38 protein-coding genes are annotated in these 25,404 nt (G+C 59.1%); 2 read left to right on the top strand and 36 right to left on the bottom strand.

Annotated elements, in window-relative coordinates:
- Nucleotides 1–3 precede the first annotated feature (3 nt).
- From msrP to QCE79_RS13025, 4 genes are all read right to left on the bottom strand, one after another.
- The gene (gene msrP / locus QCE79_RS13010) at nt 4–993 is read right to left on the bottom strand and encodes a protein-methionine-sulfoxide reductase catalytic subunit MsrP (RefSeq protein WP_250509580.1); all 990 of its coding nucleotides are present in this window, start codon (nt 991–993) and stop codon (nt 4–6) included.
- Nucleotides 994–1,148: 155 nt separating this feature from the next.
- Nucleotides 1,149–2,360, bottom strand: coding sequence for a c-type cytochrome biogenesis protein CcsB (gene ccsB, locus QCE79_RS13015; RefSeq protein WP_309844627.1), 1,212 nt, complete (start codon nt 2,358–2,360; stop codon nt 1,149–1,151).
- 4 nt (nt 2,361–2,364) lie between these two features.
- A complete protein-coding gene (locus QCE79_RS13020; RefSeq protein WP_309844629.1) occupies nt 2,365–4,602 on the bottom strand; it encodes a cytochrome c biogenesis protein ResB in 2,238 nt (745 codons plus the stop codon).
- 202 nt (nt 4,603–4,804) lie between these two features.
- A complete protein-coding gene (locus QCE79_RS13025) occupies nt 4,805–5,464 on the bottom strand; it encodes a c-type cytochrome (RefSeq protein ID WP_309844632.1) in 660 nt (219 codons plus the stop codon).
- 298 nt (nt 5,465–5,762) lie between these two features.
- Between QCE79_RS13025 and yihA the strand changes: the two genes are divergently transcribed.
- Nucleotides 5,763–6,416 (top strand): ribosome biogenesis GTP-binding protein YihA/YsxC, encoded by a 654-nt coding sequence (yihA, locus tag QCE79_RS13030; RefSeq protein WP_250465869.1) that lies wholly within the window; start codon nt 5,763–5,765, stop codon nt 6,414–6,416.
- Nucleotides 6,417–6,668: 252 nt separating this feature from the next.
- Complete coding sequence (hemB, locus tag QCE79_RS13035; RefSeq protein ID WP_244826421.1) at nt 6,669–7,667, top strand: porphobilinogen synthase; 999 nt, start codon at nt 6,669–6,671, stop codon at nt 7,665–7,667.
- A gap of 36 nt (nt 7,668–7,703) precedes the next feature.
- On the opposite strand, the gene dsbD is transcribed toward hemB, so the two are convergent.
- The 32 genes from dsbD to QCE79_RS13195 form a co-directional block, all read right to left on the bottom strand.
- The gene (gene dsbD / locus QCE79_RS13040; RefSeq protein WP_309844636.1) at nt 7,704–9,542 is read right to left on the bottom strand and encodes a protein-disulfide reductase DsbD; all 1,839 of its coding nucleotides are present in this window, start codon (nt 9,540–9,542) and stop codon (nt 7,704–7,706) included.
- The gene (gene cutA, locus QCE79_RS13045) at nt 9,535–9,867 is read right to left on the bottom strand and encodes a divalent-cation tolerance protein CutA (protein WP_309844639.1); all 333 of its coding nucleotides are present in this window, start codon (nt 9,865–9,867) and stop codon (nt 9,535–9,537) included. Before cutA ends, dsbD begins: the two co-directional genes overlap by 8 nt.
- A 149-nt stretch (nt 9,868–10,016) precedes the next feature.
- Nucleotides 10,017–10,412, bottom strand: coding sequence for a 50S ribosomal protein L17 (gene rplQ, locus QCE79_RS13050; RefSeq protein ID WP_016346459.1), 396 nt, complete (start codon nt 10,410–10,412; stop codon nt 10,017–10,019).
- Between the two features lie 138 nt (nt 10,413–10,550).
- Entirely contained in the window at nt 10,551–11,528 is a 978-nt protein-coding gene (locus QCE79_RS13055) for a DNA-directed RNA polymerase subunit alpha (RefSeq protein ID WP_244826424.1), read from the bottom strand.
- Between the two features lie 146 nt (nt 11,529–11,674).
- Nucleotides 11,675–12,298 (bottom strand): 30S ribosomal protein S4, encoded by a 624-nt coding sequence (gene rpsD / locus QCE79_RS13060; protein ID WP_244826425.1) that lies wholly within the window; start codon nt 12,296–12,298, stop codon nt 11,675–11,677.
- A 171-nt stretch (nt 12,299–12,469) separates the two neighbouring features.
- Entirely contained in the window at nt 12,470–12,874 is a 405-nt protein-coding gene (gene rpsK, locus QCE79_RS13065) for a 30S ribosomal protein S11 (protein ID WP_006052224.1), read from the bottom strand.
- A 28-nt stretch (nt 12,875–12,902) separates the two neighbouring features.
- Nucleotides 12,903–13,268: a 30S ribosomal protein S13 gene (gene rpsM, locus QCE79_RS13070; protein ID WP_061179113.1), complete on the bottom strand. Its 366-nt coding sequence runs from the start codon at nt 13,266–13,268 to the stop codon at nt 12,903–12,905.
- Nucleotides 13,269–13,310: 42 nt separating this feature from the next.
- The gene (rpmJ, locus tag QCE79_RS13075; protein WP_004199844.1) at nt 13,311–13,427 is read right to left on the bottom strand and encodes a 50S ribosomal protein L36; all 117 of its coding nucleotides are present in this window, start codon (nt 13,425–13,427) and stop codon (nt 13,311–13,313) included.
- A gap of 20 nt (nt 13,428–13,447) precedes the next feature.
- On the bottom strand, nt 13,448–13,666 hold the full coding sequence (gene infA, locus QCE79_RS13080) for a translation initiation factor IF-1 (RefSeq protein ID WP_004521905.1): 219 nt from the start codon (nt 13,664–13,666) through the stop codon (nt 13,448–13,450).
- An 8-nt stretch (nt 13,667–13,674) separates the two neighbouring features.
- Nucleotides 13,675–15,021 carry a preprotein translocase subunit SecY gene (gene secY, locus QCE79_RS13085; protein WP_250465878.1) on the bottom strand — a complete coding sequence of 449 codons (1,347 nt, stop codon included), beginning with the start codon at nt 15,019–15,021 and terminating at the stop codon, nt 13,675–13,677.
- 41 nt (nt 15,022–15,062) lie between these two features.
- Nucleotides 15,063–15,497 carry a 50S ribosomal protein L15 gene (gene rplO / locus QCE79_RS13090; protein ID WP_244826427.1) on the bottom strand — a complete coding sequence of 145 codons (435 nt, stop codon included), beginning with the start codon at nt 15,495–15,497 and terminating at the stop codon, nt 15,063–15,065.
- Nucleotides 15,498–15,527: 30 nt separating this feature from the next.
- Nucleotides 15,528–15,710 carry a 50S ribosomal protein L30 gene (rpmD, locus tag QCE79_RS13095; RefSeq protein ID WP_016346466.1) on the bottom strand — a complete coding sequence of 61 codons (183 nt, stop codon included), beginning with the start codon at nt 15,708–15,710 and terminating at the stop codon, nt 15,528–15,530.
- Nucleotides 15,711–15,724: 14 nt separating this feature from the next.
- Nucleotides 15,725–16,243 carry a 30S ribosomal protein S5 gene (rpsE, locus tag QCE79_RS13100; protein ID WP_244793886.1) on the bottom strand — a complete coding sequence of 173 codons (519 nt, stop codon included), beginning with the start codon at nt 16,241–16,243 and terminating at the stop codon, nt 15,725–15,727.
- A gap of 14 nt (nt 16,244–16,257) precedes the next feature.
- Nucleotides 16,258–16,623, bottom strand: coding sequence for a 50S ribosomal protein L18 (gene rplR / locus QCE79_RS13105; RefSeq protein ID WP_035967614.1), 366 nt, complete (start codon nt 16,621–16,623; stop codon nt 16,258–16,260).
- 12 nt (nt 16,624–16,635) lie between these two features.
- Nucleotides 16,636–17,169 (bottom strand): 50S ribosomal protein L6, encoded by a 534-nt coding sequence (gene rplF / locus QCE79_RS13110; protein ID WP_244826428.1) that lies wholly within the window; start codon nt 17,167–17,169, stop codon nt 16,636–16,638.
- A 19-nt stretch (nt 17,170–17,188) separates the two neighbouring features.
- Entirely contained in the window at nt 17,189–17,584 is a 396-nt protein-coding gene (rpsH, locus tag QCE79_RS13115) for a 30S ribosomal protein S8 (RefSeq protein ID WP_062638157.1), read from the bottom strand.
- Nucleotides 17,585–17,598: 14 nt separating this feature from the next.
- Complete coding sequence (gene rpsN / locus QCE79_RS13120) at nt 17,599–17,904, bottom strand: 30S ribosomal protein S14 (RefSeq protein ID WP_244826429.1); 306 nt, start codon at nt 17,902–17,904, stop codon at nt 17,599–17,601.
- A gap of 7 nt (nt 17,905–17,911) precedes the next feature.
- The gene (gene rplE, locus QCE79_RS13125; RefSeq protein WP_244826430.1) at nt 17,912–18,451 is read right to left on the bottom strand and encodes a 50S ribosomal protein L5; all 540 of its coding nucleotides are present in this window, start codon (nt 18,449–18,451) and stop codon (nt 17,912–17,914) included.
- Between the two features lie 14 nt (nt 18,452–18,465).
- Nucleotides 18,466–18,774, bottom strand: coding sequence for a 50S ribosomal protein L24 (rplX, locus tag QCE79_RS13130; RefSeq protein WP_244826431.1), 309 nt, complete (start codon nt 18,772–18,774; stop codon nt 18,466–18,468).
- Nucleotides 18,775–18,783: 9 nt separating this feature from the next.
- Complete coding sequence (gene rplN / locus QCE79_RS13135; RefSeq protein WP_006998478.1) at nt 18,784–19,152, bottom strand: 50S ribosomal protein L14; 369 nt, start codon at nt 19,150–19,152, stop codon at nt 18,784–18,786.
- Nucleotides 19,153–19,451: 299 nt separating this feature from the next.
- Nucleotides 19,452–19,724, bottom strand: a complete 273-nt coding sequence (gene rpsQ / locus QCE79_RS13140; protein ID WP_008343854.1) for a 30S ribosomal protein S17 — start codon at nt 19,722–19,724, stop codon at nt 19,452–19,454.
- The gene (gene rpmC / locus QCE79_RS13145) at nt 19,721–19,915 is read right to left on the bottom strand and encodes a 50S ribosomal protein L29 (RefSeq protein WP_035933103.1); all 195 of its coding nucleotides are present in this window, start codon (nt 19,913–19,915) and stop codon (nt 19,721–19,723) included. Before rpmC ends, rpsQ begins: the two co-directional genes overlap by 4 nt.
- A 10-nt stretch (nt 19,916–19,925) precedes the next feature.
- Nucleotides 19,926–20,342 carry a 50S ribosomal protein L16 gene (gene rplP / locus QCE79_RS13150; RefSeq protein WP_061170924.1) on the bottom strand — a complete coding sequence of 139 codons (417 nt, stop codon included), beginning with the start codon at nt 20,340–20,342 and terminating at the stop codon, nt 19,926–19,928.
- Between the two features lie 2 nt (nt 20,343–20,344).
- Nucleotides 20,345–21,145 (bottom strand): 30S ribosomal protein S3, encoded by an 801-nt coding sequence (gene rpsC, locus QCE79_RS13155; RefSeq protein ID WP_244826432.1) that lies wholly within the window; start codon nt 21,143–21,145, stop codon nt 20,345–20,347.
- An 11-nt stretch (nt 21,146–21,156) separates the two neighbouring features.
- Nucleotides 21,157–21,486 (bottom strand): 50S ribosomal protein L22, encoded by a 330-nt coding sequence (rplV, locus tag QCE79_RS13160; RefSeq protein WP_011490054.1) that lies wholly within the window; start codon nt 21,484–21,486, stop codon nt 21,157–21,159.
- Between the two features lie 12 nt (nt 21,487–21,498).
- Nucleotides 21,499–21,774, bottom strand: coding sequence for a 30S ribosomal protein S19 (gene rpsS / locus QCE79_RS13165; protein WP_035506764.1), 276 nt, complete (start codon nt 21,772–21,774; stop codon nt 21,499–21,501).
- Nucleotides 21,775–21,784: 10 nt separating this feature from the next.
- Entirely contained in the window at nt 21,785–22,612 is an 828-nt protein-coding gene (rplB, locus tag QCE79_RS13170) for a 50S ribosomal protein L2 (RefSeq protein ID WP_250465880.1), read from the bottom strand.
- A gap of 2 nt (nt 22,613–22,614) precedes the next feature.
- Entirely contained in the window at nt 22,615–22,929 is a 315-nt protein-coding gene (gene rplW / locus QCE79_RS13175; protein WP_008343846.1) for a 50S ribosomal protein L23, read from the bottom strand.
- A complete protein-coding gene (gene rplD / locus QCE79_RS13180; protein WP_244826434.1) occupies nt 22,926–23,546 on the bottom strand; it encodes a 50S ribosomal protein L4 in 621 nt (206 codons plus the stop codon). The genes rplW and rplD overlap by 4 nt, the downstream gene beginning before the upstream one ends.
- Nucleotides 23,546–24,205, bottom strand: a complete 660-nt coding sequence (gene rplC, locus QCE79_RS13185) for a 50S ribosomal protein L3 (RefSeq protein ID WP_244826435.1) — start codon at nt 24,203–24,205, stop codon at nt 23,546–23,548. The genes rplD and rplC overlap by 1 nt, the downstream gene beginning before the upstream one ends.
- 185 nt (nt 24,206–24,390) lie before the next feature.
- Nucleotides 24,391–24,702 carry a 30S ribosomal protein S10 gene (rpsJ, locus tag QCE79_RS13190; RefSeq protein ID WP_006998489.1) on the bottom strand — a complete coding sequence of 104 codons (312 nt, stop codon included), beginning with the start codon at nt 24,700–24,702 and terminating at the stop codon, nt 24,391–24,393.
- A gap of 137 nt (nt 24,703–24,839) precedes the next feature.
- Nucleotides 24,840–25,404, bottom strand: a 565-nt coding sequence (locus QCE79_RS13195; RefSeq protein WP_309844660.1) for an EF-Tu/IF-2/RF-3 family GTPase, incomplete at its 5' end; no start/stop codon positions are given.

Below are 25,404 nucleotides of genomic sequence, written 5' to 3' on the forward strand. Positions count from 1 at the left end.
CGTTCAGAAATTTTTCTTGAGGTCCATGCCCTGATAGAGCGACGCAACCTGATCGCCATATCCGTTGAACATGAGCGTCTTGCGCTTGGGCGCAAAGAAACCGTCCTCGCCAATACGCCGCTCCGTCGCCTGACTCCAGCGCGGATGATCCACGCCAGGATTCACGTTCGAATAGAAGCCGTATTCCGTCGGCGCGTATAGATTCCAGCTCGTCGGCGGCTGCTTTTCGACGAAGCGAATCTTGACCAGCGACTTCGCGCTCTTGAAGCCGTATTTCCACGGCACGACGATACGCACCGGCGCGCCGTTCTGATTCGGCAGCACTTCGCCATACAAGCCGACGGTGAGCAAGGTGAGCGGATTCATCGCTTCGTCCATGCGCAGGCCTTCGGAATACGGCCATTCGAGGATCGGCGTCGAAAGACCCGGCATCTGCGAAGGATCGGCAAGCGTGACGAACTGCACGTACTTCGCGCTGCCCGTGGGTTCCGCGCGCTTGATGAGCTCGGACAGCGAGACGCCGATCCACGGAATGACCATCGACCAGCCTTCGACGCATCGCAGGCGATACAAACGTTCTTCGAGTGGCGCGAGCTTCAGAAGCTCGTCGATGTCGTAGGTTTTCGGATTCTTGATCGCGCCTTCGACCGACACTTTCCACGGCCTCGGCCGCAACGTGCCCGCGTGTTCGGCGGGATCGCCCTTGTCGGTGCCGAACTCGTAGAAGTTGTTGTAGCTCGTGATGTCCTTGAGCGACGTCGCCTTGTCGAGCGCGATGAACTTCGGATTCGCCTTCGCCGCGAGTTTCTGGCCCTTCGCATCCGGCGATGTAAACGCCGCATTCGCGATGCCGCTCACGCCAGTCAAGCCAGTCGCCGCCAGCGCGCCGATCGAACGCAGCGCACGCCGCCGATTCTCGAACACATCGCGCGGCGTGATTTCGTGCGCGGCGATATCGTCACCGTAAAGCGCGCGATTACGTCTGATCCACATGGAGCCATACTCCCTTTGCTTGCGCGGCATTGGATACGCCGCCCATCCATTCATATACGTGCAAACAGCAAACCGGATGCCGCTATTCCATCACAAGGCAAAAAAAAACCGCCAGCGCGACGCATGGCGGTTTCTCTTCTTTCGATGGCGCGAGATCAGAGCTTGCCGTAACTGTGCAGTCCCGAAAGGAACATGTTGACGCCCAGAAACGCGAAGGTCGTGACGATCAATCCCGTCAGCGCCCACCACGCCGCCGCCGCGCCGCGCAGGCCCTTCATCAACCGCATGTGCAGCCATGCCGCGTAGTTCAGCCAGACGATCAGCGCCCACGTTTCCTTCGGGTCCCAGCTCCAGTAGCCGCCCCACGCTTCGGCGGCCCACAGCGCGCCGAGAATGGTCGCGATGGTGAAGAACGCGAAACCGACCGCAATGGACTTGTACATCACGTCGTCGAGCACTTCCAGCGACGGCAGACGGTCGGCCAAAAAGCCGCGCTGCTTAGCCAGATACGCGAGGGAAACCATCGCGGAAAGCGCGAAACTGCCGTAGCCGATGAAGTTCGCCGGTACGTGAATCTTCATCCACCAGCTTTGCAGCGCGGGCACGAGCGGCTGAATCTGCTGCGCGTCGCGGGCAATCGAATACCACATCAGGAAGCCGACCGCCGCGCTGATCACGAGCAGCACGAACGCGCCCATCTGACGCGTCGCGTAATGCTGTTCGTAGTAGAGATAGAACAGTGACGTGATGAGGCAAAACAGTACGAACACTTCGTACAGGTTCGAGATGGGAATGTGTCCGACATCCGCGCCGATCATGTACGACTCGTACCAGCGCACCATCAGGCCCGTGAAGCCCATGAGCACCGCGACCCACGTCATGCGCGAGCCGATTGCGCCGCCCGTCTGCGAGCGCGACACGAGGCCGATCCAGTAAAAGAGCGTCGCCAGGATGAAGAGCGCGCTCATCCATAGAATCGCGGATTGGCTCGACAGGAAGTATTTGAGGAAGAAGTTGGTTTCGGCGCGCGCGAGGTCGTGCTGGTAGAGCTGGATCGAGAACAGCGACATGACCGCGATCGTCGCGATGAGCAGCCGCGCCGGTTTCCAGCGCCAGCCGAGCACGACGAAGGTCGGCACCGCGGCGACCAGCACCGCCATGTCGTACACGTCCATGAACGTGTGATAGCGGTTGAGCGCGAAGCCCGCGCCCGCGACCATCGCGATGGCGAACAGCCAGTCGATTGCGCCCAGGCGTTTGAGGAACGGACGATCGTCGAAAACGGCGACATCGGGCAGGCCCGACGACGATGATGCCGGACGTTGCGTCTTGGGCTGCGCGTGGGAGGAGGTCTGAGAGAGGTCCATGATCTTACCGTGTTGATACTTCCGAGCCGGAGGCCGCGGATGGCTCGTGTGTTTGCGTCGCCGATGCTTTCGACGGATGCTGCGCCGCCGGATCGATTGGCGTGGTGCCGAGCGCCGCCGCGACCGTCGCGCGCGTACGCTCGAATTCCTTCTCGAAATCGAGCGTGCGGCGCGCCGTGGACATTGCCATCAAAACGCTCGCACCGCCTTGCCCTGAATCTTTGAGCCAGAACCAGAGCCGGCGTTCACGCACGTAAAACATCGAGAAAATGCCGAGCACGAGCAGCAGGCTGCCAAGATACACCACTTTTTTGCCCGGTGCGCGCGTCAGCTGGAATACCGATGCTTGCACCTGTTTGAACGTGTCGAGCTGCAAAAATACCGGCGATCCGTACAGAAAGCTGTCGGAAAGCGCGTTGATGGAAGACTGAACGAAGGCGCTGTTTTTCTCGTCCACTTTTGCGGCCGGCTCGCCGTTTTGTTCGCGGGAAATCTGCCAGACGTCCCACATTGCGCCTTCCAGCATGCGCATGAGCAAACCGGCGGCCTTTTCTTGCTCGCCCTTCGGCACCGAACGATCGATGAACGCCGCGATACTCTGAAATCCGCCGCTCATTTGCGGATTCGTGGACCCGTTGCCCGATTCATCCGAGCCGGCGAAAAGATTCAGCACGCGGATCGCGCTTTCGTCCAGGTGCTTCTGCAAATCGCCGTTTTCCTGGGGCACGGAACGCTGCGCGAACCGGTGCGCAGCCTCGATGCGCGTCGCGGGCGTGGCAAGCGCGGCGCGCAGATTCATCCATTCCTTCACCGTGCCTTGCTCGTCGGCAGGAATGCGCAAGTAGCGGAACGGATCGCTCGGGCTCAGGCGCATGCCGGCGAGGAACATCCGCTGACCGCTGACATCGACCGGCAACATGTAGTTGCTGTACTCGCGCGCCTGACCGTCCGTGCCGCGCACCTTGTACTGCACCGATGGGCCGATATTGCGCAGATCCGTCGGCTTCGACGTCTTTGCGCCGGAGCCGAGGCGCTCGTCGAACGCATCGCGCAAGGTTTCCTTCTTGCCGACGCCGCGTGCGTCCGGCGCACCGTTGCCGTCCGTCATGTTTTCGACGTTGATTGCGCGGAAATCGGTGAATTCGACCGTTTGGCCTTGCGCACCGGCAATCTGCTGATTCACGGGCGCAGTGCCGCCGATCGTACCGTTGAAGGGCGTGGTTTTCGCGCTGCCGCCGCTCATGGGCCAGGCGGTCATCTGCATCTTCGAGCCGCCATCCTGAAAACTCGACTGATAGATCGACACGCCGTCGTACGTGAACGGCTTGTTCACCTCGACGCGCGCCGGAATGCGCTTGCCGGTCTTGTGGTCGATCACCACGATGTCGCTCGCGAACAGCTTCGGCATGCCGGTCGAGTAGTAATCGACGATGAATTTGTCGAGTTGAATCGAGAACGGCAAGTCCTGAATAATCGAGCCGTCCTGCTGATTCAAGATTGCCGTGCCGACGTATTGACCTTCCGGGACCCACGCGTAACCGCGAAACGTCGGATTCGACACGGACAGGCGATGCTCCGCCGGAATGTCGTTGATGACCGCGTTGGTCTGAATGGGCGTCTTGTTGAAGAGCCACATCTGCAGCTTGATGGGCAGATTGCTGTCGAGCAGCCCGCCGACGCAAATGATGACGATAGCCAGATGCGCCGAGATGTAGCCGATCTTCGTGAGCGCGCCGCGCTTGCCCGCGATGAGCGTCGAGCCTGCGTCAATCTGACGCGCGACAAAGCGATAACCCATCTTTGCGGAAAGACGTTCGAGCGTGGCGGCCGTCTGCGCGCGATCCGCGCTGACCACGAATTCACCCTTGTGATGAAATGCGCGCAAGCCGCCTTCGTGAACGCGATCCTTCCAGCTCTTGAGGTCCGCGATCATTTTCGGGCCGTTGCGAATGACGCATAGCGAGACCGAAATCACGAGAAAGATCAGGATCAGCATGAACCACCACGCGCTGTACACGGTGTAGATGCTGATGCCGCGGAAGATGTCCGCCCAGAACGGGCCGAACTGATTGACGTAGTTGGGGTACGGGTCGTCTTGCGTAAGCACCGTGCCGATAATGCTTGCTATGGCCAGTACGACCAGCAAGGCGATGGCGAAGCGCATCGAACTCACGAGTTCGACAAAATGCCTGACCGCGCGACGGCTCGACTTCGACTGCAATCCCGATGTGGTGACGCTCATTCAAACTCCGACTGACAGCAAAAAAGGGTGGCGACGCGAGCGGTCTCGTCGACCGACGTCCCACCCTTTTCTTGTTTTCGCGCCGGCCTCGTTGGACCGGCTGCTTAATGTTTGCTCAGTGGCAACTTACGGGCAACGCTTGGGGCAACTCAGTATCGACGATTACCGGGTTCGATGCCGAAGAACGCATGCCCTGCCCGGATCAATGCAAACCGGCGATGTAATCCGCCACCGCTTTCATCTCCGTTTCGCTCAAACGGGAGGAGATGGCATGCATGGGCTCGCTATTGTTACGCGTGCCTTGCGCGAATGCATTCAACTGCGCCACCGTGTAATCGCCCCACTGCCACGACAGCCGCGGATATTGCACCGGGATACCCATGCCTGTAGCGCCGTGGCACGCCGCGCACGCCGGCACACCCTTGTCCGCGATGCCGCCGCGATAAATCCTCTGCCCGAGCACAACGTCGTTCTTGTCGCGCGCGAAGTTGGGCTTGGCCTTCTGCGACGTAAAGTATGCGGCGACGTTGATCATGTCCTGATCCGACAACGCGCCCGCAATGCCCGCCATGATCGGATTGTTACGCGCCGGCGCCTTGGCTCCCGGCTGCGTCTTGTAATCCTTCAACTGCTTGACGATGTATTCGGCGTGCTGGCCCGCGAGCTTGGGAAACGCCGCGCCAGCGCTGTTGCCATCCGCCGCATGACACGCCGCGCACACCTGGGTTGCAATGGCCTGACCTCGGGCCACATCCGGCTTTGCCGGTTGCGCGGGCTCTGCCGCGTTTGCTGATGCTGTTATCAATCCACCGAAAGCCGCCGCTGCCTGAATCAACATCAGAGACCTGTACAGTCGGTTCATTCGCGTACCCTGTTTTTCGTCTTGTGAGAATGTGAGGTTCTGCAAAAAACGACGGCGGCAAACCGGGAACGGCCACAACATGACCCGAACGAAAGGGCTCAAAAGACGCCCTTAAAACTGTCTCGCTCCATTGTGGGTGCGCTTGCAACCCGGGTCTTCCGTGCCCGTGCGGATCTTTAAAAAACCGTCGTATTGTACAATAACCCGCTACACGCAAAGACGCCAGTCGGGGCATGCCCAGTATTTGCCGGGTTCTCAAGGCTTCATGTTTTCGCAGCTCTCTCAGTCGACCCGCCAAATGCCATTTCTGCTCCATCAAGCTCGCTTCTTCACCACTGTCAATCACCTTCGTGATCTGCCGCCGACGCCGCAACCTGAAATCGCTTTCGGCGGCCGTTCCAACGCAGGCAAGTCCACTGCGATCAATGTGCTCTGCAATCAGAAGCGGCTCGCGTTCGCCAGCAAGACGCCCGGACGCACGCAGCACATCAACTACTTCTCCGTCGGGCCTGAAGACGAACCGACCGGCTTTCTGGTCGACCTTCCGGGTTACGGCTATGCCGAAGTGCCAGGCGCGGCAAAGGCGCACTGGCAGCAATTGCTTTCGACGTATCTGCAAAGCCGCGCTCAATTACGCGGCATGATCCTGATGATGGACTCGCGTCGTCCGCTCACCGAGCTCGACCAGATCATGATCGACTGGTTCGCGCCCACCGGTAAGCCCATTCACGCGCTGCTCACCAAATGCGACAAATTGACGCGACAGGAGATGACCAACGCCCTGCGCGCGACGAAAAAAGCATTCGGCGAGTACAAGGATGCGGGCTATCGCGGTGAATTGAGCGTGCAGCTTTTTTCAGCGCTCAAGCGCACGGGACTGGAAGAAGCGCATGAGCTTATTGAAGGCTGGCTCGCGCCTAAGCAAGCGGCTTCGGAAGACTTCGCGGAGTGATAATTATCGCGTGCGGCATGAAAAAAACCCGCCGCATGACGGCGGGTTAACAGCCTGATCGAATAACGACAGGCACCCGCTCAGGGAGGAGAAGCGGGGAGTTCAGCGCGAAGCGCCTTACTCGATCGGTATGATATACCATTGTCTCAAAACGTTTCCGGACCGCTCCGAGCGCTTGCCCGGCAAGGCTTCGAGCATTTTCGAAGCGCGTTTTCATCCTCGTCCCCGAAGCACTTCAAACCGAGCCAAGTCATGAGTTTCTATCCCCATCATCGCCCGCGCCGCATGCGCCGCGATGACTTCTCACGCCGTCTGATGCGCGAGAACATCCTCACCACGAACGATCTGATTTATCCCGTGTTCATCGTCGAAGGCACCAACGTGCGGCATGCCGTGCCGTCGATGCCCGGCGTCGAGCGCACGTCCGTCGACTTGTTGATGAGCGTGGCCGAGCAGTGCGTCGAACTGGGCGTGCCCGTGATCTCGCTCTTTCCGGCAATCGAACCGTCGCTGAAAACACCGGATGGACGCGAGGCGATCAATCCCGAAGGTCTGATTCCGCGTGCCGTGCGCGAACTGAAGAAGAACTTCCCGACGCTCGGCGTACTCACCGATGTCGCACTCGACCCGTACACGAGTCACGGCCAGGACGGCGTGCTCGATGAAGAAGGCTACGTGAAGAACGACGAAACGAGCGAGATTCTCGTCGATCAGGCGCGCACCCAGGCGGAAGCAGGCGTGGATATCGTGGCGCCGTCGGACATGATGGACGGGCGCATCGGCGCCATCCGCGAGATGCTGGAAAGCGACGGCCACATCCACACGCGCATCATGGCTTACGCGGCGAAATTCGCATCGGCGTTCTACGGCCCGTTCCGCGATGCCGTCGGCTCCGCCGCGAATCTCGGCAAGGGCAACAAGATGACGTATCAAATGGACCCGGCGAACTCGGATGAGGCGATGCGCGAAGTGCGCATGGACATCGAGGAAGGCGCGGACATGGTGATGGTCAAGCCCGGCATGCCGTATCTCGACATTGTGCGGCGCGTGAAGGACGAGTTCCGCTTTCCGACGTACGCCTATCAGGTGAGCGGCGAGTACGCGATGATCAAGGCCGCCGCGCAAAACGGCTGGCTCGATCACGACAAGACGATGATGGAAGCGCTGCTCGCGTTCAAACGCGCGGGCGCGGATGGCGTCTTGACCTATTTCGCGCTGGATGCCGCGAAGATTTTGCGGGCGTCGAAATAAGTCGTTTCAGGGCGGTGCGCAATGCATCGCCCTTCGTCATCCGTTCGCCGGACTGACTTTATCGAGGCTTTTCAAAAACGTATCCGCGGATTCATAGCCAACCACGCGCGCGACCTCGTTGCCTTGCGCATCGAAAAAGATGATGCCGGGCGGGCCGAACAGCTTGAAGCGCTTGAGCAAGGTCTGATCATCGGTGTTGTTCGCGGTCACGTCCGCACGCAACAGATTGAGTTGCGCGAGACGCGCCTGAACACGGGCGTCGGAGAAAGTCAGGTTCTCCATTTCCTTGCAGGACACGCACCAGTCGGCATAAAAGTCGAGCATGGCGGGACGTGCCGCCGATTTCACCGCCGAATCCAGTTCCGTCGCTGACTTGACCGGCGCGAAGATCGGCCCCGATGCTCGTGCCGTCGCGCCTGCATTGCTGCCGCCGCGCGCGGCTAGTACGGCTAGCGGGCGCAATGCATCCGTCGATCCCGCCGCGAGACCGACCAGCAACGCCGCCGCCCAGATGGCAAACGCGGCGCCCAGGCCGCGCCCCAGCCGCTTCCAGACGTTGACCGGCGCGATCGCGCCCGACGCAAATAGGCCGAGCGATGCCGCCGCGACCAGCAGCCAAAGCGCGGCGAGCAACATTTGCGCGACGCCACCGATGACCGGCCACACGATCCACAAAGCGGCCGCAAGCAACGCGACGCCGAAAAACACCTTCACGCCGTCCATCCAGGCGCCCGCTCGCGGCAGCACCGACCCCGCGCCGAGACCGATGATCAGCAACGGCACACCAAGCCCGATACCCATGGCGAACAGCGCGGCCCCGCCGAGCACGGCGTTGCCCGTGTGCGCGACAAACGCGAGCACGGCGAAAAGCGGCGCGGTCATGCACGCGCCGACGACGAGCGCCGACAACGCGCCCATCACGGCGACCGCCGCGAACTTACCGCCGCCGCGTTTCTGAGACGCCTCGTTGACGCCGCTTTGCCAGCGCTCCGGCAACGCGATATCGACTCCCGAGATCAGCGCGATCGCGAAAACCGCGAGCAGGATGCCGAACGCGCCCAGCACCCACGGGTTTTGCAGCCACGCGCCGAGGCTTTGACCGACGAGCGCTGCGGCAATCCCAAGCGCGGTATAGACAAGCGCCATGCCGACGACGTAGGACACCGACAGCGCAAAGCCACGCGTGCGCGTGACGCGCGCGCCTTCGCCGACGATGATCGCGGAAAGAATCGGGATCATCGGATACGAGCAAGGCAACAAGCTCAACACCATGCCCGCCAGAAAGTACAAGCCGACCACAGCGAAGAAGCCGCCGCCTTCGAGCATCGACTGCGCGTAGTCGGCGCTCGTCGCGCGTTCGAACCAGGATTGGGACGACGCAGTGTTTGTCGCTGGAGACGTCGCAGAACTGGCACTCGCAGCTTGCAACGCGTCGCCCTTGACGCGATAAACGCGCTCCATCGGCGGATAGCAGATGCCCTGATCCGCGCAACCTTGCGACGTCACCGATAGCTCGAACGGCCCCTTTGCCTGAGTCACCGGGATGCGGATGAGTAGTTCGCCGCGATAGGTTTCGACGTCCTTGTTGAATGTCTGGTCGAAATGAACCTTGCCGGCGGGCAGTTGCGCCGCGCCGATAATCGCCTCGCCGCTTTTGACCGCAAAGGCAAAGCGCTCGCGATACATGTAGTAGCCATCGGCGATCTTATAACGCACGTCCACTTCGCCCGGCTGTTCGGACGCACTGAACTTGAAGGCGACGGCGGGATCGAGGAAGTCGTCCGCGGCGTGCGCGGCGTTTATCGCCAAAGGCAGAAAGGCGAGCGTCGCGGCCATCATCAGCCAACGCAAAACGAGACGAGGAAGATCAAACATGAAGAGGACGCTGCGTTTCTGCATTGACCCATTGTCCATATCCCGGCGATGCATCGGCCTGCCAGACAAGAATTTCGGGCGTTTCATAAGGATGCGCCGCCGCGACGAAGCGCTGCAATTCGGCGCTGCACGCAAGGCTCGTCTTGAAGAGCAACTGCACTTCCCGCGATGTCTCCAGTGCGCCCTTCCAGTGATATTGCGATTGCACTTCGCCGAGCCTCGTCACGCACGCAGCCAGGCGCGCCTCGAGCACCGCTTGCGCCAATGTGTCGGCAGCGTGTGCATCCGGAACGGTGGTCAGCATAAGGACGACAGGGACATTCACTTCGGGCTCCGGTGCGGCGCGGCACGTGAGACTTGTGGATCGGGCCTTATCGTAGCACTCCGCTTACTTCGACGACCGCAACGACTCCGAAGCCCACAATGCAAAAAGGCCAAGCTACGCTTGACCTTTTCGTTCACCACCAACCGAATTTATTCAGCTTCCTGAACTTCTTCGGTTTCTTCGACTTCCGGGCGGTCCATCAGTTGAACCAACGCCATCGGTGCGTTGTCGCCAACTCGGAAACCAAACTTCAGGATGCTGAGGTAGCCACCCGGACGGCTTGCGTAACGCGGGCCGAGGACGTCGAACAGCTTTGCGACGGAGTCACGATCGCGCAGGCGATTGAACGCCAGACGACGATTTGCCAGCGACGGCTTCTTGCCGAGCGTGATGAGCGGCTCGACAACCTTGCGCAGTTCCTTGGCTTTCGGCAGCGTCGTCTTGATGACTTCGTGCTCGATCAGCGAGTTCGACATATTACGGAGCATTGCCAGACGGTGGCTGCTCGTGCGGTTCAGTTTCCGCAAACCATGCTTATGGCGCATTTCAGTTCCTTAAACGAGTTTTGATCCAGCTCTTCTATTGCGCTCTAAAGTGGCGCACGGGCCGGTCGAAGAAAAAGCAAGACGCGGATTTTAAAGCAAAATCCGCGTCTTTGCCAGTAACGCGATTGACTCTTTCGCTTACTTGTCGAGACCAGCCGGCGGCCAGTTTTCGAGCTTCATGCCGAGCGTCAGACCGCGCGAAGCCAAGACTTCCTTGATTTCGTTCAGCGACTTGCGGCCCAGATTCGGCGTCTTCAGCAGTTCGTTTTCCGTACGCTGGATAAGATCGCCGATGTAGTAGATGTTTTCGGCCTTCAGACAGTTCGCCGAGCGAACCGTGAGTTCCAGGTCATCCACCGGGCGCAGCAGGATCGGATCGATCTGCGGCGCACGCGACGGCGCTTCCGCTGCCGCTTCCGTGCCTTCCAGCGCTGCGAAGACCGACAACTGATCGACCAGAATGCGCGCCGATTGACGGATCGCTTCCTCCGGCGAGATCACGCCGTTGGTTTCGATGTTCATCACGAGCTTGTCGAGGTCGGTACGCTGTTCGACACGCGCGCTTTCCACGGCATAGCTCACGCGGCGAACCGGCGAGAACGACGCGTCAAGCACGATACGACCGATGATCTTGGCCGATTCCTCGCCATAACGACGCACGTTGCCCGGCACGTAGCCACGGCCCTTTTCAATCTTGATCTGGACGTCGAGCTTGCCGCCCTTCGAGAGATGGGCAATCACGTGACCGGGATTGATGACCTCGCAATCATGCGCGAGTTCGATATCGCCAGCCGTGACGAGGCCTTCGCCTTCCTTGCGCAGCGTCACCGTGACTTCGTCGCGGTTATGCAGCTTGAAGACGACGCCCTTCAGGTTCAACAGCAGGTTGACCACATCCTCTTGCACACCGTCGAGCGTCGAGTATTCGTGCACTACGCCTGCAATCGTCACTTCGGTCGGCGCGTAGCCCACCATCGACGACAACAGCACGCGCCGAAGCGCGTTGCCCAAGGTGTGGCCATAGCCGCGTTCGAACGGCTCCATAACCACTTTCGCATGGCTCTCGCCAAGCGATTCAACTGCAATGATCTTGGGCTTCAACAAACTGGTTTGCATAGGTTTTCCTTTTCAATACCCTCGGCTCGTTACACCGATAAGGCTGACCGGTAACAACCTGAAAAAAACAGCCGAGGCCGCCCTCTTGCCACCGGCAATCAGGGTCCCCGGCTGCCAATCCGGTTACCGCGCGATTAACCGCGCGATTAACGCGAATACAATTCGACGATCAGGCTTTCGTTGATGTCGCCAGCGATATCGCTGCGTTCCGGCATCGACTTGAACGTTCCTTCGAACTTCTTGGCGTCGACCGACACCCAGCTCGGCATACCGCCTTGCTCGGCGAGCGACAGCGCTTCGACGATACGAGCCTGCTTGCGCGACTGCTCACGCACGGAGATGACGTCGCCCGACTTCACTTGCAGTGACGGGATATTCGCGACTTGGCCGTTCACGACGATCGACTTGTGGCTCACGAGCTGACGTGCTTCAGCGCGCGTCGAGCCGAAGCCCATGCGATAAACGACGTTGTCGAGGCGCGATTCGAGCAATTGCAGCAAGTTCTCGCCCGTCGGACCCTTGCGGCGGTCGGCTTCAGCGAAGTAGCGGCGGAACTGACGCTCGAGCACGCCATAGATACGCTTCACTTTTTGCTTTTCGCGCAACTGGGTGCCGTAGTCGGACGTACGTGCGCCCGAAATGCGGCCATGTTGACCAGGCTTGCTGTCGAGCTTGCACTTGTCGGCGAGCGAGCGGCGTGCGCTCTTCAGGAACAGATCGGTGCCTTCACGGCGGGACAGCTTGGCTTTGGGACCGGTATAGCGTGCCACTTTGAATCCTTAAAAATTGATCACGCAAACTTTCGTCTGCGCTAGTTCGAACCCTATAGGCCGAACGGTGGGCTTAGTGAAATGCGCGAAGCAGATGCATAACGCACGAAGCCCGCCGACGCTTTCGCATCGACAGGAAACATGCGGTCGCGAATCAACTGATGCGCGACTTTAGATACGACGACGCTTCGGCGGACGGCAGCCGTTGTGCGGGACCGGCGTCACGTCGGAGATCGCGGTGATCTTGATGCCAAGACCATGCAGCGCGCGCACCGCCGACTCACGGCCAGGGCCGGGGCCCTTGATCCGCACTTCGAGGTTCTTCACGCCGTATTCCATTGCCACGCGGCCAGCCGATTCTGCTGCAACCTGAGCGGCGAAAGGCGTCGACTTACGCGAGCCTTTGAAACCCTGGCCGCCCGAGGTCGCCCATGCCAGCGCGTTACCTTGACGATCGGTGATCGTGATAATGGTGTTGTTGAACGACGCGTGAACGTGAACCACGCCCTCGGCGACGTTCTTCTTGACCTTCTTGCGAACGCGTTGCGCCGCGGAGTTGTTCGAAGCCTTAGCCATTACGTTTTCCTGTAACTGTCAGTTCCGCTTACTTCTTCAGCGATTGCGCTGCACGACGCGGACCCTTGCGAGTACGGGCGTTGGTGCGCGTGCGCTGGCCACGCAGGGGCAGACCCTTGCGATGACGCATGCCGCGGTAGCAACCCAAGTCCATCAGGCGCTTGATGTTCATCGTCACTTCACGGCGCAGATCGCCTTCGACGATGAACTTGCCCACTTCGTCACGCAGCTTTTCGAGGTCTGCGTCGGTGAGGTCCTTGACCTTCTTCGAAAATTCCACACCAGCAGCACTGCAAATGCCGCGGGAACGCGTGCGACCAATGCCGAAGATTGCCGTCAGGCCGATCTCGGTATGCTGGTGATTCGGGATGTTAACCCCTGCGATACGAGCCATTGTTTTTCCTCAAACAAAAAGCGCAAGCAAAAAGCGCGGCGTTCAGCCTTGACGCTGTTTGTGGCGCGGATCAGAGCTGCAAATCACGCGCACAACGCCCTTGCGCTTAATGATCTTGCAATTGCGGCAAATGCGCTTAACCGATGCCATCACTTTCATGATATTACCCTTTTTTCAAATCACTTCGCCCGGAACACGATCCGTGCACGAGACAGATCGTAAGGCGTCAATTCAACCGTAACCTTGTCGCCCGGTAGGATACGGATGTAGTGCATCCGCATCTTTCCGGATATGTGTCCCAGGACGACATGGCCATTTTCCAATTTCACCCGGAAAGTAGCGTTGGGGAGGTTTTCAATGACCTCGCCCTGCATCTGGATTACATCGTCTTTGGCCATAGTCCTAACTAGCGCATCGGGACGTTGCCGCCCTTGAAGTTTGCCTTCTTGAGCAGCGATTCATATTGTTGCGACATAACGTACGACTGCACCTGAGCCATGAAGTCCATCGTGACGACGACAATGATCAGCAGCGACGTTCCACCAAAATAAAACGGCACGTTCCAGCGCAACACCAGAAACTCAGGCAACAAGCACACAAACACGATGTAGATCGCACCAGCCAGCGTCAGACGCGTGAGGATGCGGTCGATGTACCGTGCAGTCTGATCGCCCGGACGAATACCCGGAACGAACGCACCGCTCTTCTTCAAGTTGTCGGCGGTTTCCCTGCTGTTGAACACCAACGCGGTGTAGAAGAAGCAGAAGAACACGATAGCCAACGCATACAACAGCACGTACACAGGTTGACCGGGCTTGAGGGCTTCAGCCACGCTGTGCAGCGTGTTCGCGAACCAGCCGGTACGCGTTCCCGAACTGAACCAGTTCAGGATGGTTGCCGGGAAGAGAATGATCGACGACGCGAAGATCGGCGGAATCACACCCGACATGTTCAGCTTCAGCGGCAGATGTGACGACTGTCCACCGTAAATCTTGTTACCGACCTGGCGCTTCGCATAGTTCACGAGGATCTTGCGCTGACCGCGTTCGATGAACACGACCAGATACGTAACCGCCGCGATCAACGCGACGATGATGATCGCCGAGATGATGCTCATCGAACCGGTGCGAACCAGCTCGAACAGACCGCCGATTGCATTCGGAAAGCCTGCCGCGATACCACCGAAAATGATGATCGAGATGCCGTTGCCAAGACCGCGCTCCGTGATCTGCTCACCAAGCCACATCAGGAACATCGTGCCCGTCACCAGCGTGACCACCGTCGTCAGCCGGAACACCATGCCGGGATCCAGTACCAAGCCGGGCTGATTTTCCAGCGCCACCGCGATACCGAAAGCCTGGAAGGTTGCCAGAACCACCGTGAAGATCCGCGTGTACTGCGTGATCTTTCGTTGACCTGCCTGTCCTTCCTTCTTCAACGCCTCCATTTGCGGCGACACGATCGACAACAACTGCATGATGATCGAGGCCGAAATGTAGGGCATGATGCCCAACGCGAAAATCGTGAATCGTGACAGCGCGCCACCCGAGAACATGTTGAACATGCCAAGGATGCCGCCCGACTGGCTTTGGAACAACTTCGCCAGCTGATCCGGATCGATGCCGGGAACCGGAATATGCGCACCAATGCGGTAGACAACCAACGCCAGCAGCAGGAACACTGCACGCCGACGCAGATCGCCAAATTTCGCCGCGCTTCGACCGGGTTTTGCGAGACTCGGGCTGTTAGCCAAGAACCTTCTCCGATGCTAGTGCTAGTAACGGCGAAATCGCGTTACTCGGCGAACGAGCCGCCAGCGGCTTCGATTGCTGCACGGGCGCCCTTCGTTGCCGTCAGACCCTTCACCGTGACCTTGCGGGTGATCTCGCCGGTCTTGATGATCTTCGCGCTCTTGATGAGCTCGCCGACCAGACCCGCTTGCTTCAAAGCCAACAGATCGATTTCGTCGACCGGCAGCTTCTCAAGATCAGCCAGGCGCACTTGACCGACGAATTCCTTCGTCAGCGAAGTGAAGCCGCGCTTCGGCAGACGACGCTGCAGAGGCATCTGACCGCCTTCGAAGCCGACTTTGTGAAAGCCGCCCGAACGCGATTTCTGACCCTTGTGGCCGCGACCTGCAGTCTTGCCGAGGCCCGAACCGATGCCACGACCGACGCGACGCTTAGCGTGCTTCGCGCCTTCTGCCGGCTTCAGGTTATTCAATTCCATGTTCAACTCCTTGGATCCTAGTCGGCGGCCTTAGCCGATGACCTTAACGAGGTACGAAACCTTGTTGATCATCCCGCGCACTGCCGGCGTGTCCTGCAGCTCGCTCACCGAGTTGAGGCGACGCAGGCCGAGGCCACGCACCGTAGCGCGGTGCGTTTCGCGGGTCCCGATCAGGCTCTTGACGAGCTGAATCTTGACAGTTTTCTCAGACATGATGACCTCGAGGCTTAGCCCAAAATATCTTCGACGGACTTGCCGCGCTTCGCCGCGATGTCGCCCGGCGTGGACTGCTTACGCAGACCGTCGAGCGTTGCACGAACGAGATTGTACGGGTTCGTCGAACCGTGGCTCTTGGCCACCACGTTCTGCACGCCCATCACGTCGAACACTGCGCGCATCGGGCCGCCTGCGATCACGCCAGTACCGTCCTTCGCCGGAGCGAGGAGAACTGCGGAAGCGCCATGCTTACCGTGCACTTCGTGTTGCAACGTACCGTTCTTGAGCGGCACCTTGAACATGTTGCGGCGGGCTTGCTCCATTGCCTTTTGAACGGCGACCGGAACTTCCTTCGCTTTGCCCTTGCCCATGCCGACGCGGCCATCACCGTCGCCAACCACGGTCAGTGCGGCGAAACCGAGAATCCGGCCACCCTTCACGACCTTGGTCACGCGGTTGACCGAAATCATCTTTTCGCGCAGGCCGTCGTCGCGTTCGTCAGCCTGAACTTTCGCTTGCATCTTTGCCATGACGAATTCTTCCCTTAGAACTTGAGCCCGGCTTCGCGCGCGGCATCAGCCAGCGCTTTTACGCGGCCGTGGTAGCGGAAACCCGAGCGGTCAAAGGCGACGGATTCGATGCCGGCAGCCTTAGCCTTTTCGGCAATACGCTTGCCGATCAGGGTTGCAGCGTTGATATTGCCGCCCTTGCCCGACTTGTCAGCCAGTTCAGCGCGCACTTCGGCTTCCAGCGTCGAGGCGCTTGCAAGCACCTTCGTGCCGCATGCCGAGAACACTTGCGCGTAGATATGCGTATTCGTGCGATGCACGGCGAGACGCGCGACCTGCAGCTCAGCGATCTTGATACGCGTCTGACGAGCGCGGCGCAGGCGAGATTGAGTCTTATCCATGATTGCGCACCCTTACTTCTTCTTCGTTTCTTTGAGGATCACGACCTCGTCGGCATAACGCACGCCCTTGCCCTTATAGGGCTCCGGCGGACGATAGCCACGAACTTCCGCCGCGACTTGGCCGACTTTCTGCTTGTCGATCCCCTTGATCACGATTTCGGTCTGCGTCGGGGTTTCAGCCTTGACGCCTTCCGGCATCTGGTGCACCACGGGGTGCGAGAAACCCAGCGACAGATTCAGCTTGTCGCCTTGCGCTTGTGCACGATAACCGACGCCAACTAGCGTCAGCTTGCGTTCGAAACCCTTGGTGACGCCATGCACCATGTTCGCCACCAGGGCGCGCATCGTGCCGGACATCGCGTTCGCTTCGCGGCTTTCGTCAGCCGGCGCGAAATTCAACGTACCGTTGTCGTTCGCCACGCTCACCAGCGGATTGCCCGCTTGCGAAATCGTGCCGAGCGGACCCTTGACGGTGATGACGTCGCCCTTGACGGCCACTTCGGCGCCTTGCGGCAACGCGATCGGGCTCTTACCTACTCGAGACATGTTTCTTCTCCCTTCGGCGTTAAGCGACGTAGCAGATGACTTCGCCACCGACGCCGGTCTGGCGCGCCTTGCGGTCAGTCATCACACCCTTCGGCGTCGAGACGATTGCAACGCCCAGGCCATTCATCACCTGAGGAATGTCGTTGCGACCGCGGTACACGCGCAGACCAGGCTTCGACACGCGCTCGAGGCGCTCGATAACCGGACGGCCAGCGTAGTACTTCAACGCGATGTTCAATTCCGACTTCGCACCTTCAGCCTTCACTGCGAAATCGTCGATATAACCTTCGTCCTTCAAAACCTGCGCAATCGCAACCTTGACTTTCGACGAGGGCATAGTCACCGAAACCTTCTCGACCATCTGCGCATTGCGGATGCGAGTCAGCATATCGGCGATAGGATCACTCATGCTCATTTATGTTTCTCCTATTACCAGCTCGCCTTGGTGAGGCCAGGGATTTCACCGCGGAATGCGATTTCGCGGATCTTGCTACGCGCGAGTCCGAACTTGCGGAACGTGCCGCGAGGACGACCCGTGATCGCGCAGCGGTTACGCTTGCGAGTGGGGTTCGAGTTACGCGGCAATTGTTGCAGCGCGAGACGGGCGATATAGCGTTCTTCGTCCGACTTGCTTGCGTCGTCGATCACAGCCTTCAGCTCAGCACGCTTCGGAGCGTACTTGGCTGCGAGGCGTGCGCGCTTCTTTTCACGTTCGATCAGTGCCAGTTTAGCCACGGTAACCTCAGTTTCTGAACGGGAACTTGAAGCCGGCGAGCAGCGCCTTTGCTTCGTCGTCACTCTTCGCGGTGGTCGTGATGCTGATGTTCAGCCCACGCAGCGCGTCGATCTTGTCGTAGTCAATTTCGGGGAAAATGATCTGCTCTTTCACACCGATGTTGTAGTTACCACGACCGTCGAATGCACGGCCCGAGACGCCACGGAAGTCGCGCACGCGGGGGAGCGCAACCGTCACGAAGCGGTCCAGGAATTCGTACATCGCTTGACCGCGCAGCGTAACCATCGCGCCGATCGGGTAGCCTTGACGAATCTTGAAGCCCGCGATTGCCTTGCGCGCCTTCGTGATAACCGGCTTTTGGCCAGCGATCTTCGTCAGGTCGCCCACGGCGTTTTCGATAATCTTCTTGTCAGCGACCGCTTCGCCAAGACCCATGTTGAGGGTGATCTTGGTGATGCGCGGCACTTCCATGATGGACTTGTAGCCGAACTTTTCAACCAGTTGCGGCACAACCGTTTCTTTGTAAATTTCTTGCAGACGAGCCATTTTTTAACTCCGCGTCAGGCGTTAAGCGTGGCGCCGGTCGACTTCAAGAAGCGAACCTTCTTTCCATCTTCGACCTTGATGCCCACACGCGACGCCTTGCCATTCGCGTCGACCAATGCGACGTTCGAAATATGCAGCGGCATCGTTTTGGCTTCCACACCGCCCGTCGTACCCTTCATCGGGTTCGGCTTCACATGCTTCTTGACGAGGTTGATACCCTCGACCGTGACATGCTCTTCCGCAACGACCAGCACGGTACCGCGCTTGCCTTTGTCCTTGCCGGTAGTGACGATAACTTCGTCACCCTTGCGAATCTTGTTCATCGCGACTCCTTACAGCACTTCCGGCGCGAGCGAAACGATCTTCATGAATCGTTCGCTACGCAGTTCACGCGTCACCGGCCCGAAAATACGCGTGCCGATCGGCTCGAGCTTCGTGTTCAACAGTACGGCGGCATTGCCGTCGAACTTGATGAGCGAGCCATCCTGGCGACGCACGCCTTTGGCCGTGCGAACGACCACGGCGTTATAAATTTCGCCCTTCTTTACGCGTCCGCGCGGCGTCGCTTCCTTGACGGTCACCTTGATGATGTCGCCAATGCTAGCGTAACGACGCTTCGAACCGCCGAGCACCTTGATGCACATGACTTCACGCGCACCCGTGTTGTCGGCCACTTCAAGCCGAGTTTCGGTCTGGATCATGGTTTATCTTTCCCAACTTAATCCGGTCACACCACCATGGCGCATCCGGTCAGTCTTGGTCCCGTCAGCCAATCGGCTGCTTGGGTTAGAACAGGCAGCGAGGGCAGACGAAACCCGCCATCGCAATCCGGTGAATCTGTCGACTCAGGCTGGCGCCTGAACCGGCTTCCCCCACCAGTTTCGCCCGCGACGGGGCTCCCACAAAGAGGGAAGACCGAGATTATAACAAATAATCTCGGTCTTGCAAGCGAAACTTACTGCGACACTAGTTACTGCATCGCGGCACTACAACTACAGACTTAGATCACGCGCGCCGCTTCAACCAACTTCGACACAACCCAAGCCTTCGTCTTCGAAATCGGACGAGTTTCCTGGATTTCGACGAGATCGCCTTCGTTGTACGTATTGGCGTCATCATGCGCGTGGTACTTCTTCGAACGTACGACGTACTTGCCGTAGATCGGATGCTTCACGCGGTGCTCGACCAGAACGGTGACCGTCTTGTCCATCTTGTTGCTGACGACCTTGCCGACCAGCGTCCGCTTGAGCGAGGTTTTTACGCTATCGTTCATTTCTGGTTCGCCTTCTCAGTCAGGACGGTCCGCACACGTGCGATGTCGCGACGAACCTTCTTCAGCTGGCTCGTGTTCGTGAGCTGCTGGGTCGCGAGTTGCATGCGCAGGCCGAATTGCGCCTTCAGCAGGTCCGTCAGCTCTTTGTTGAGCGCGGCCTGGTCTTTCTGGTGAAGTTCAGATGCCTTCATCATTTACTCCTTAGGCGCCGAGCTGACGCACGACGAAGTACGTCTTAAGCGGCAGCTTGGCTGCAGCCAGACGGAACGCTTCGCGCGCCAGTTCTTCGGTGACACCGTCCATTTCGTACAGCATCTTGCCCGGTTGAATTTCAGCGACGTAGTACTCCGGGTTACCCTTACCGTTACCCATACGTACTTCTGCCGGCTTCTGCGAAATCGGCTTGTCCGGGAAAATGCGGATCCAGATCCGGCCACCACGCTTGATGTGACGCGTCATTGCACGACGCGCGGCTTCGATTTGACGCGCGGTCAAACGGCCGCGACCGATAGCCTTCAGACCGTACTCACCGAACGACACCGCGTTGCCGCGCGTCGCCTTGCCGGTGTTACGACCTTTCTGCTCTTTGCGATACTTTCTGCGTTTCGGTTGCAGCATCGTTATTCTCCACTCTTCGCGTCACCGCCAGCGCCGCCACGACGGGGACCGCCGCGACGAGCACCTGCCGGAGCGCCTTCGCCATCGCGACGCGGACGGCGATCGCCACCCGGACGTGCGTTGCGGCGCGGACGCTTGTCTTCCGCCACTTCTTCCACCACCGGCGCTTCATTACGGCCCAGCGTGTCGCCCTTGTAGACCCACACCTTTACACCGATGATGCCGTACGTGGTTTTCGCTTCCGACGTTGCGTAGTCGATATCGGCACGCAGCGTATGGAGGGGCACGCGACCTTCGCGATACCACTCGGTACGAGCGATTTCGATACCGTTAAGACGGCCCGCGCTCATGATCTTGATACCTTGCGCGCCAAGGCGCATGGCATTCTGCATCGCACGCTTCATCGCGCGACGGAACATGATCCGGCGTTCGAGCTGTTGCGTGATCGAGTCAGCGATCAGCTGAGCATCGGTTTCCGGCTTGCGAATTTCTTCGATGTTGACGTGAACCGGAACGCCCATGCGCTTCTGCAGTTCAGCCTTCAACAGTTCGATGTCTTCGCCCTTCTTGCCGATGACCACGCCCGGACGCGAGCTGTAAATCGTGATGCGCGCGTTCTTTGCCGGACGCTCGATGATGACGCGACCAACCGAAGCGTTCTTAAGCTTCTTCTTCAGGTACTCACGAACACCGATGTCTTCCTGGAGCATCGCCGCGAAGTTGCTGTTGTTCGCATACCAGCGCGAAGCCCAGTTGCGGCTGACGGCCAAACGGAAGCCAGTCGGATGAATTTTTTGTCCCATCGTATGGCTCCTTAATTCCCGACCGTCACAGTGATGTGACAGGATTGCTTCTCGATGCGGTTACCACGACCCTTAGCGCGTGCGGTAAAACGCTTCAACGAAGCAGCCTTGTCGATATAGATGCTCGTGATCTTGAGCTCATCGATATCGGCGCCTTCGTTGTGTTCCGCATTCGCGATCGCAGACAGCACGACCTTCTTGACGATACCCGCCGCCTTCTTCGGCGAGAACGTCAGAACGTTCAGCGCCTTGTCGACCGGCAAACCACGAATCTGGTCAGCCACAAGGCGCGTCTTCTGCGCCGAGATGCGGGCACCGCGATGAATTGCTTTCACTTCCATCTTGATAGCCCCTTATTTCTTGGCCTTCTTGTCGGCCGCGTGACCCTTGAACGTACGGGTCAATGCGAACTCGCCAAGCTTGTGGCCGACCATGTTTTCCGTGACATACACCGGAACGTGCTGACGGCCGTTGTGAACAGCGATCGTCAGACCGATGAAGTCCGGGAGAATCGTCGAGCGACGCGACCAGGTCTTGATCGGCTTCTTGTCGCGCGTAGCTGCAGCCGACTCAACTTTCTTCAGCAAATGAGCGTCGCAGAACGGACCTTTTTTAGCAGAACGTGTCATTGCCTACTCCTTAACGCTTGTGACGGCGCTGGACGATCATCGTCGTCGTGCGCTTGTTGCTACGGGTGCGATAACCCTTAGTCGGCGTGCCCCACGGGCTCACCGGATCGCGACCTGCAGCCGTCTTGCCTTCACCACCGCCGTGCGGGTGATCGACCGGGTTCATTGCAACGCCGCGCACCGTCGGACGGATACCACGCCAGCGGTTCGCGCCAGCCTTACCGATTTGACGGAGGCTATGCTCTTCGTTGCCCACTTCACCGATCGTCGCGCGGCACTCGACGTGCACGCGGCGAATTTCGCCCGAACGCAGACGAACCTGCGCGTAGACGCCTTCGCGCGCCAGCAGCATCGCGGACGTACCAGCCGAACGCGCGATTTGCGCGCCCTTGCCCGGCAGCATTTCGATGCAGTGGATCGTGGTACCGACCGGAATGTTGCGGATCGGCAGCGTGTTGCCTGCGCGGATCGGCGCTTCCGAACCGGACATGAGCTGCGTACCAACGACCACGCCCTTCGGCGCGATGATGTAGCGACGCTCACCGTCTGCGTACAGAACCAGCGCGATGTTCGCGCTACGGTTCGGGTCGTACTCGAGACGCTCGACCTTTGCCGGAATACCGTCCTTGTTGCGACGGAAGTCGACGATACGGTAGTGCTGCTTATGACCACCGCCCTTATGACGCGTGGTGATGCGGCCGTTGTTGTTACGGCCGGCGGTCACGGACTGCGAATCGAGCAGCGCCGCAAACGGCTTGCCCTTATGCAGATCCTTGTTGACCACCTTGACCATCGCGCGGCGACCCGGCGAAGTCGGCTTAACTTTAACGATTGCCATGATTACTTGGCCTCCGCTTCAAAGTTGATTTCCTGGCCGGGCTTCAAGCAGACGTACGCCTTCTTCACGTCCTTGCGCTTGCCGTTGAAGCGGCCAAAGCGCTTGGCTTTACCCTTCGTGACGAGCACGTTGACGGAATTGACTTCGACCTTGAACAGCAGCTCGACAGCAGCCTTTACTTCCTGCTTCGTGGCGTCCGGGGCGACTTCGAACACGACTTGTTCGTTCTTGTCGGCCACCAGCGTCGCCTTTTCGGAGATCACCGGCGCGAGCAGAACTTGCATCAAACGATGATCGTTTTTGCGAATCTCGCTCATGACAGCAACTCCTCGATCTGAGCGACCGCAGCCTTCGTGATCAGAATCTTCTTGAAGTAGATCAGCGAGAGCGGGTCGGCGTAACGCGGCTCGACAACGGCCACGTGGGCCAGATTGCGCGACGCGAGGTACAGGTTCTCGTCGACCGTATCGGTGATAACCAACACGGAATCGAGACCCATCGCCTTGAATTTATCGGCCAACAGCTTGGTCTTCGGCGCTTCAAGCGCGAGGTCTTCGACCACCGAGATACGGCCTTCGCGAGCCAATTGCGAGAAGATCGAGCAGAGACCTGCGCGATGCATCTTCTTGTTGACCTTGTGCGAGAAGTTTTCTTCCGGCGAATTCGGGAAGATACGACCACCGCCACGCCACAACGGGCTCGACGACATACCGGCACGAGCGCGACCCGTGCCTTTCTGACGCCACGGCTTCTTGGTGGTGTGCTTGACCTGCTCACGATCCTTCTGAGCGCGGTTGCCGCTACGTGCATTGGCTTGATAAGCCACGACGACCTGGTGAATCAGGGCTTCGTTGTAATCGCGACCGAACACGACGTCCGATGCGTTCACGCCAGCAGCTTCCTGACCATTGGCATTCAGGAGCTTAAGTTCCATTATTTCGCTCCTTTCACAGCACGCGTCTTGACGGCCGGCGTCACGAATACCTTGCCGCCCTTCGCACCCGGAACCGCGCCGCGAACCAGCAGCAGATTGCGGTCGGCGTCGATGCGAGCGATTTCGAGATTCTGAACCGTGACGGTTTCGTCACCGAGGTGACCCGTCATGCGCTTACCCGGGAACACACGACCCGGATCCTGCGCCATACCGATCGAACCCGGAACGTTGTGCGAACGCGAGTTACCGTGCGAGGCACGACCTGAAGCGAAGTTGTAACGCTTGATGGTACCGGCGTAGCCCTTACCAATCGACGTACCTTGCACGTCGACCTTCTGGCCAACTTCGAAAATGTCCGTACCGATAACAGCGCCGTTCGCCAATTCGGCGGCCTTCGCGGATTCGATCTGGAATTCTTTGAGGATTTCACCAGCTTGAACGCCGGCTTTGGCGAGGTGACCCGCCAGCGGCTTCGTCACGCGCGATGCGCGGCGAGCACCGAATGCAACCTGAACGGCGGTATAACCATCCGTTTCAACGGTCTTGATCTGCGTCACGCGGTTGTCCGACACGTCCAGCACGGTGACGGGAATCGAGTCCCCTTCAGGCGTGAAGATACGGGTCATGCCAACCTTGCGACCTACGAGTCCAAGGCTCATCGTTTTCTCCATTCCCGACTGCGATTGGTCGGGGCTGATTACAAAATGTCCACTTCGTTACGAGAAACTGGGCGGACTTTTTTGCGCAAGTGCGCGAAAAGCCTTGGAGTATAACAAGGCTTTCCGTTTTCTGCAAGCAATCAAAGACTTAGCTTCACCCGAAAACCCGGCGAAGCTTTAGAGGCTTACTGCAGCTTGATTTCGACGTCGACGCCAGCCGGCAGGTCGAGCTTCATCAGCGCGTCGACCGTCTTGTCAGTCGGATCGACGATGTCCATCAGGCGCTGATGCGTACGGATTTCGAGCTGATCGCGCGACGTCTTGTTGACGTGCGGCGAACGCAGAATGTCAAAGCGCTGAATGCGCGTCGGCAGCGGCACTGGGCCACGGACGATTGCACCAGTCCGTTTCGCCGTATCGACGATTTCGGCTGCCGATTGATCGATCAGGCGATAGTCGAATGCTTTCAGACGGATACGGATTTTTTGGTTCTGCATGACAATTCCTTAAAAGAGCGAGGCGATGTTGCACCGCCGATTTGGCAAAAGAGCGAGAGACCGGGCATTCGCTTGGGGCGAACACCCGGCCTCGGTCACGTTACTTCAGTACGGCAACGACAGGTGAGCCCGAGATTTTACTCGATAATCTTGGCAACCACACCTGCGCCGACGGTACGGCCGCCTTCGCGGATAGCGAAGCGCAGACCTTCTTCCATGGCGATCGGTGCAATCAGCTTCACCGTGATCGACACGTTGTCGCCCGGCATCACCATTTCCTTGTCCTTCGGCAGCTCAATCGAGCCCGTCACGTCCGTCGTACGGAAGTAGAACTGCGGACGGTAGTTGTTGAAGAACGGCGTGTGGCGGCCGCCTTCGTCCTTGCTCAACACGTACACTTCAGCCGTGAAGTGTGTGTGCGGCGTGATCGAACCCGGCTTGGCCAGAACCTGGCCACGCTCCACGTCTTCACGCTTCGTGCCGCGCAGCAGGATACCGACGTTGTCGCCCGCTTGACCTTGGTCCAGCAACTTGCGGAACATTTCCACGCCCGTGCAAGTCGTCTTCACCGTCGGCTTGATACCGACGATTTCGATTTCCTCGCCAACCTTCACCACGCCGCGCTCCACGCGACCCGTCACCACCGTGCCGCGACCCGAGATCGAGAACACGTCTTCCACCGGCATCAGGAAGGCGCCGTCC

Source organism: Caballeronia sp. LZ003, from assembly GCF_031451465.1.
Lineage (GTDB): Bacteria > Pseudomonadota > Gammaproteobacteria > Burkholderiales > Burkholderiaceae > Caballeronia.

Bases quoted from the DNA above. Each gene is read 5' to 3' on its own strand.
- rpmD (WP_016346466.1), bottom strand. From the start codon at position 15,710: ATGTCTGAGAAAACTGTCAAGATTCAGCTCGTCAAGAGCCTGATCGGG.
- rpmC (WP_035933103.1), bottom strand. From the start codon at position 19,915: ATGAAGGCATCTGAACTTCACCAGAAAGACCAGGCCGCGCTCAACAAA.
- dsbD (WP_309844636.1), bottom strand. From the start codon at position 9,542: ATGTTTGATCTTCCTCGTCTCGTTTTGCGTTGGCTGATGATGGCCGCG.
- rpsS (WP_035506764.1), bottom strand. From the start codon at position 21,774: ATGACACGTTCTGCTAAAAAAGGTCCGTTCTGCGACGCTCATTTGCTG.
- rplP (WP_061170924.1), bottom strand. From the start codon at position 20,342: ATGCTGCAACCGAAACGCAGAAAGTATCGCAAAGAGCAGAAAGGTCGT.
- rpmJ (WP_004199844.1), bottom strand. From the start codon at position 13,427: ATGAAAGTGATGGCATCGGTTAAGCGCATTTGCCGCAATTGCAAGATC.
- QCE79_RS13055 (WP_244826424.1), bottom strand. From the start codon at position 11,528: ATGCAAACCAGTTTGTTGAAGCCCAAGATCATTGCAGTTGAATCGCTT.
- yihA (WP_250465869.1), top strand. From the start codon at position 5,763: ATGCCATTTCTGCTCCATCAAGCTCGCTTCTTCACCACTGTCAATCAC.
- rplV (WP_011490054.1), bottom strand. From the start codon at position 21,486: ATGGAAGTGAAAGCAATTCATCGCGGTGCCCGCATCTCGGCGCAGAAG.
- rplN (WP_006998478.1), bottom strand. From the start codon at position 19,152: ATGATCCAGACCGAAACTCGGCTTGAAGTGGCCGACAACACGGGTGCG.
- msrP (WP_250509580.1), bottom strand. From the start codon at position 993: ATGTGGATCAGACGTAATCGCGCGCTTTACGGTGACGATATCGCCGCG.
- rplD (WP_244826434.1), bottom strand. From the start codon at position 23,546: ATGGAACTTAAGCTCCTGAATGCCAATGGTCAGGAAGCTGCTGGCGTG.
- infA (WP_004521905.1), bottom strand. From the start codon at position 13,666: ATGGCCAAAGACGATGTAATCCAGATGCAGGGCGAGGTCATTGAAAAC.
- rpsC (WP_244826432.1), bottom strand. From the start codon at position 21,145: ATGGGACAAAAAATTCATCCGACTGGCTTCCGTTTGGCCGTCAGCCGC.
- rplC (WP_244826435.1), bottom strand. From the start codon at position 24,205: ATGAGCCTTGGACTCGTAGGTCGCAAGGTTGGCATGACCCGTATCTTC.
- rplQ (WP_016346459.1), bottom strand. From the start codon at position 10,412: ATGCGCCATAAGCATGGTTTGCGGAAACTGAACCGCACGAGCAGCCAC.
- QCE79_RS13020 (WP_309844629.1), bottom strand. From the start codon at position 4,602: ATGAGCGTCACCACATCGGGATTGCAGTCGAAGTCGAGCCGTCGCGCG.
- rpsM (WP_061179113.1), bottom strand. From the start codon at position 13,268: ATGGCTCGTATCGCAGGGGTTAACATCCCGAATCACCAGCATACCGAG.
- ccsB (WP_309844627.1), bottom strand. From the start codon at position 2,360: ATGGACCTCTCTCAGACCTCCTCCCACGCGCAGCCCAAGACGCAACGT.
- rpsH (WP_062638157.1), bottom strand. From the start codon at position 17,584: ATGAGCATGAGTGATCCTATCGCCGATATGCTGACTCGCATCCGCAAT.
- rpsJ (WP_006998489.1), bottom strand. From the start codon at position 24,702: ATGCAGAACCAAAAAATCCGTATCCGTCTGAAAGCATTCGACTATCGC.
- rplB (WP_250465880.1), bottom strand. From the start codon at position 22,612: ATGGCAATCGTTAAAGTTAAGCCGACTTCGCCGGGTCGCCGCGCGATG.
- hemB (WP_244826421.1), top strand. From the start codon at position 6,669: ATGAGTTTCTATCCCCATCATCGCCCGCGCCGCATGCGCCGCGATGAC.
- rplO (WP_244826427.1), bottom strand. From the start codon at position 15,497: ATGGAATTGAATAACCTGAAGCCGGCAGAAGGCGCGAAGCACGCTAAG.
- rplF (WP_244826428.1), bottom strand. From the start codon at position 17,169: ATGTCTCGAGTAGGTAAGAGCCCGATCGCGTTGCCGCAAGGCGCCGAA.
- rplR (WP_035967614.1), bottom strand. From the start codon at position 16,623: ATGGATAAGACTCAATCTCGCCTGCGCCGCGCTCGTCAGACGCGTATC.
- rplX (WP_244826431.1), bottom strand. From the start codon at position 18,774: ATGAACAAGATTCGCAAGGGTGACGAAGTTATCGTCACTACCGGCAAG.
- rpsE (WP_244793886.1), bottom strand. From the start codon at position 16,243: ATGGCAAAGATGCAAGCGAAAGTTCAGGCTGACGAACGCGACGACGGC.
- QCE79_RS13025 (WP_309844632.1), bottom strand. From the start codon at position 5,464: ATGAACCGACTGTACAGGTCTCTGATGTTGATTCAGGCAGCGGCGGCT.
- rplW (WP_008343846.1), bottom strand. From the start codon at position 22,929: ATGAGCGAGATTCGCAAAAACGATCATCGTTTGATGCAAGTTCTGCTC.
- rpsK (WP_006052224.1), bottom strand. From the start codon at position 12,874: ATGGCTAAGGCTTCGAACAACTCCGCGGCGCAACGCGTTCGCAAGAAG.
- rpsQ (WP_008343854.1), bottom strand. From the start codon at position 19,724: ATGAACGATAGCGTAAAAACCTCGCTCAAGCGGACGCTGGTCGGCAAG.
- rplE (WP_244826430.1), bottom strand. From the start codon at position 18,451: ATGGCTCGTCTGCAAGAAATTTACAAAGAAACGGTTGTGCCGCAACTG.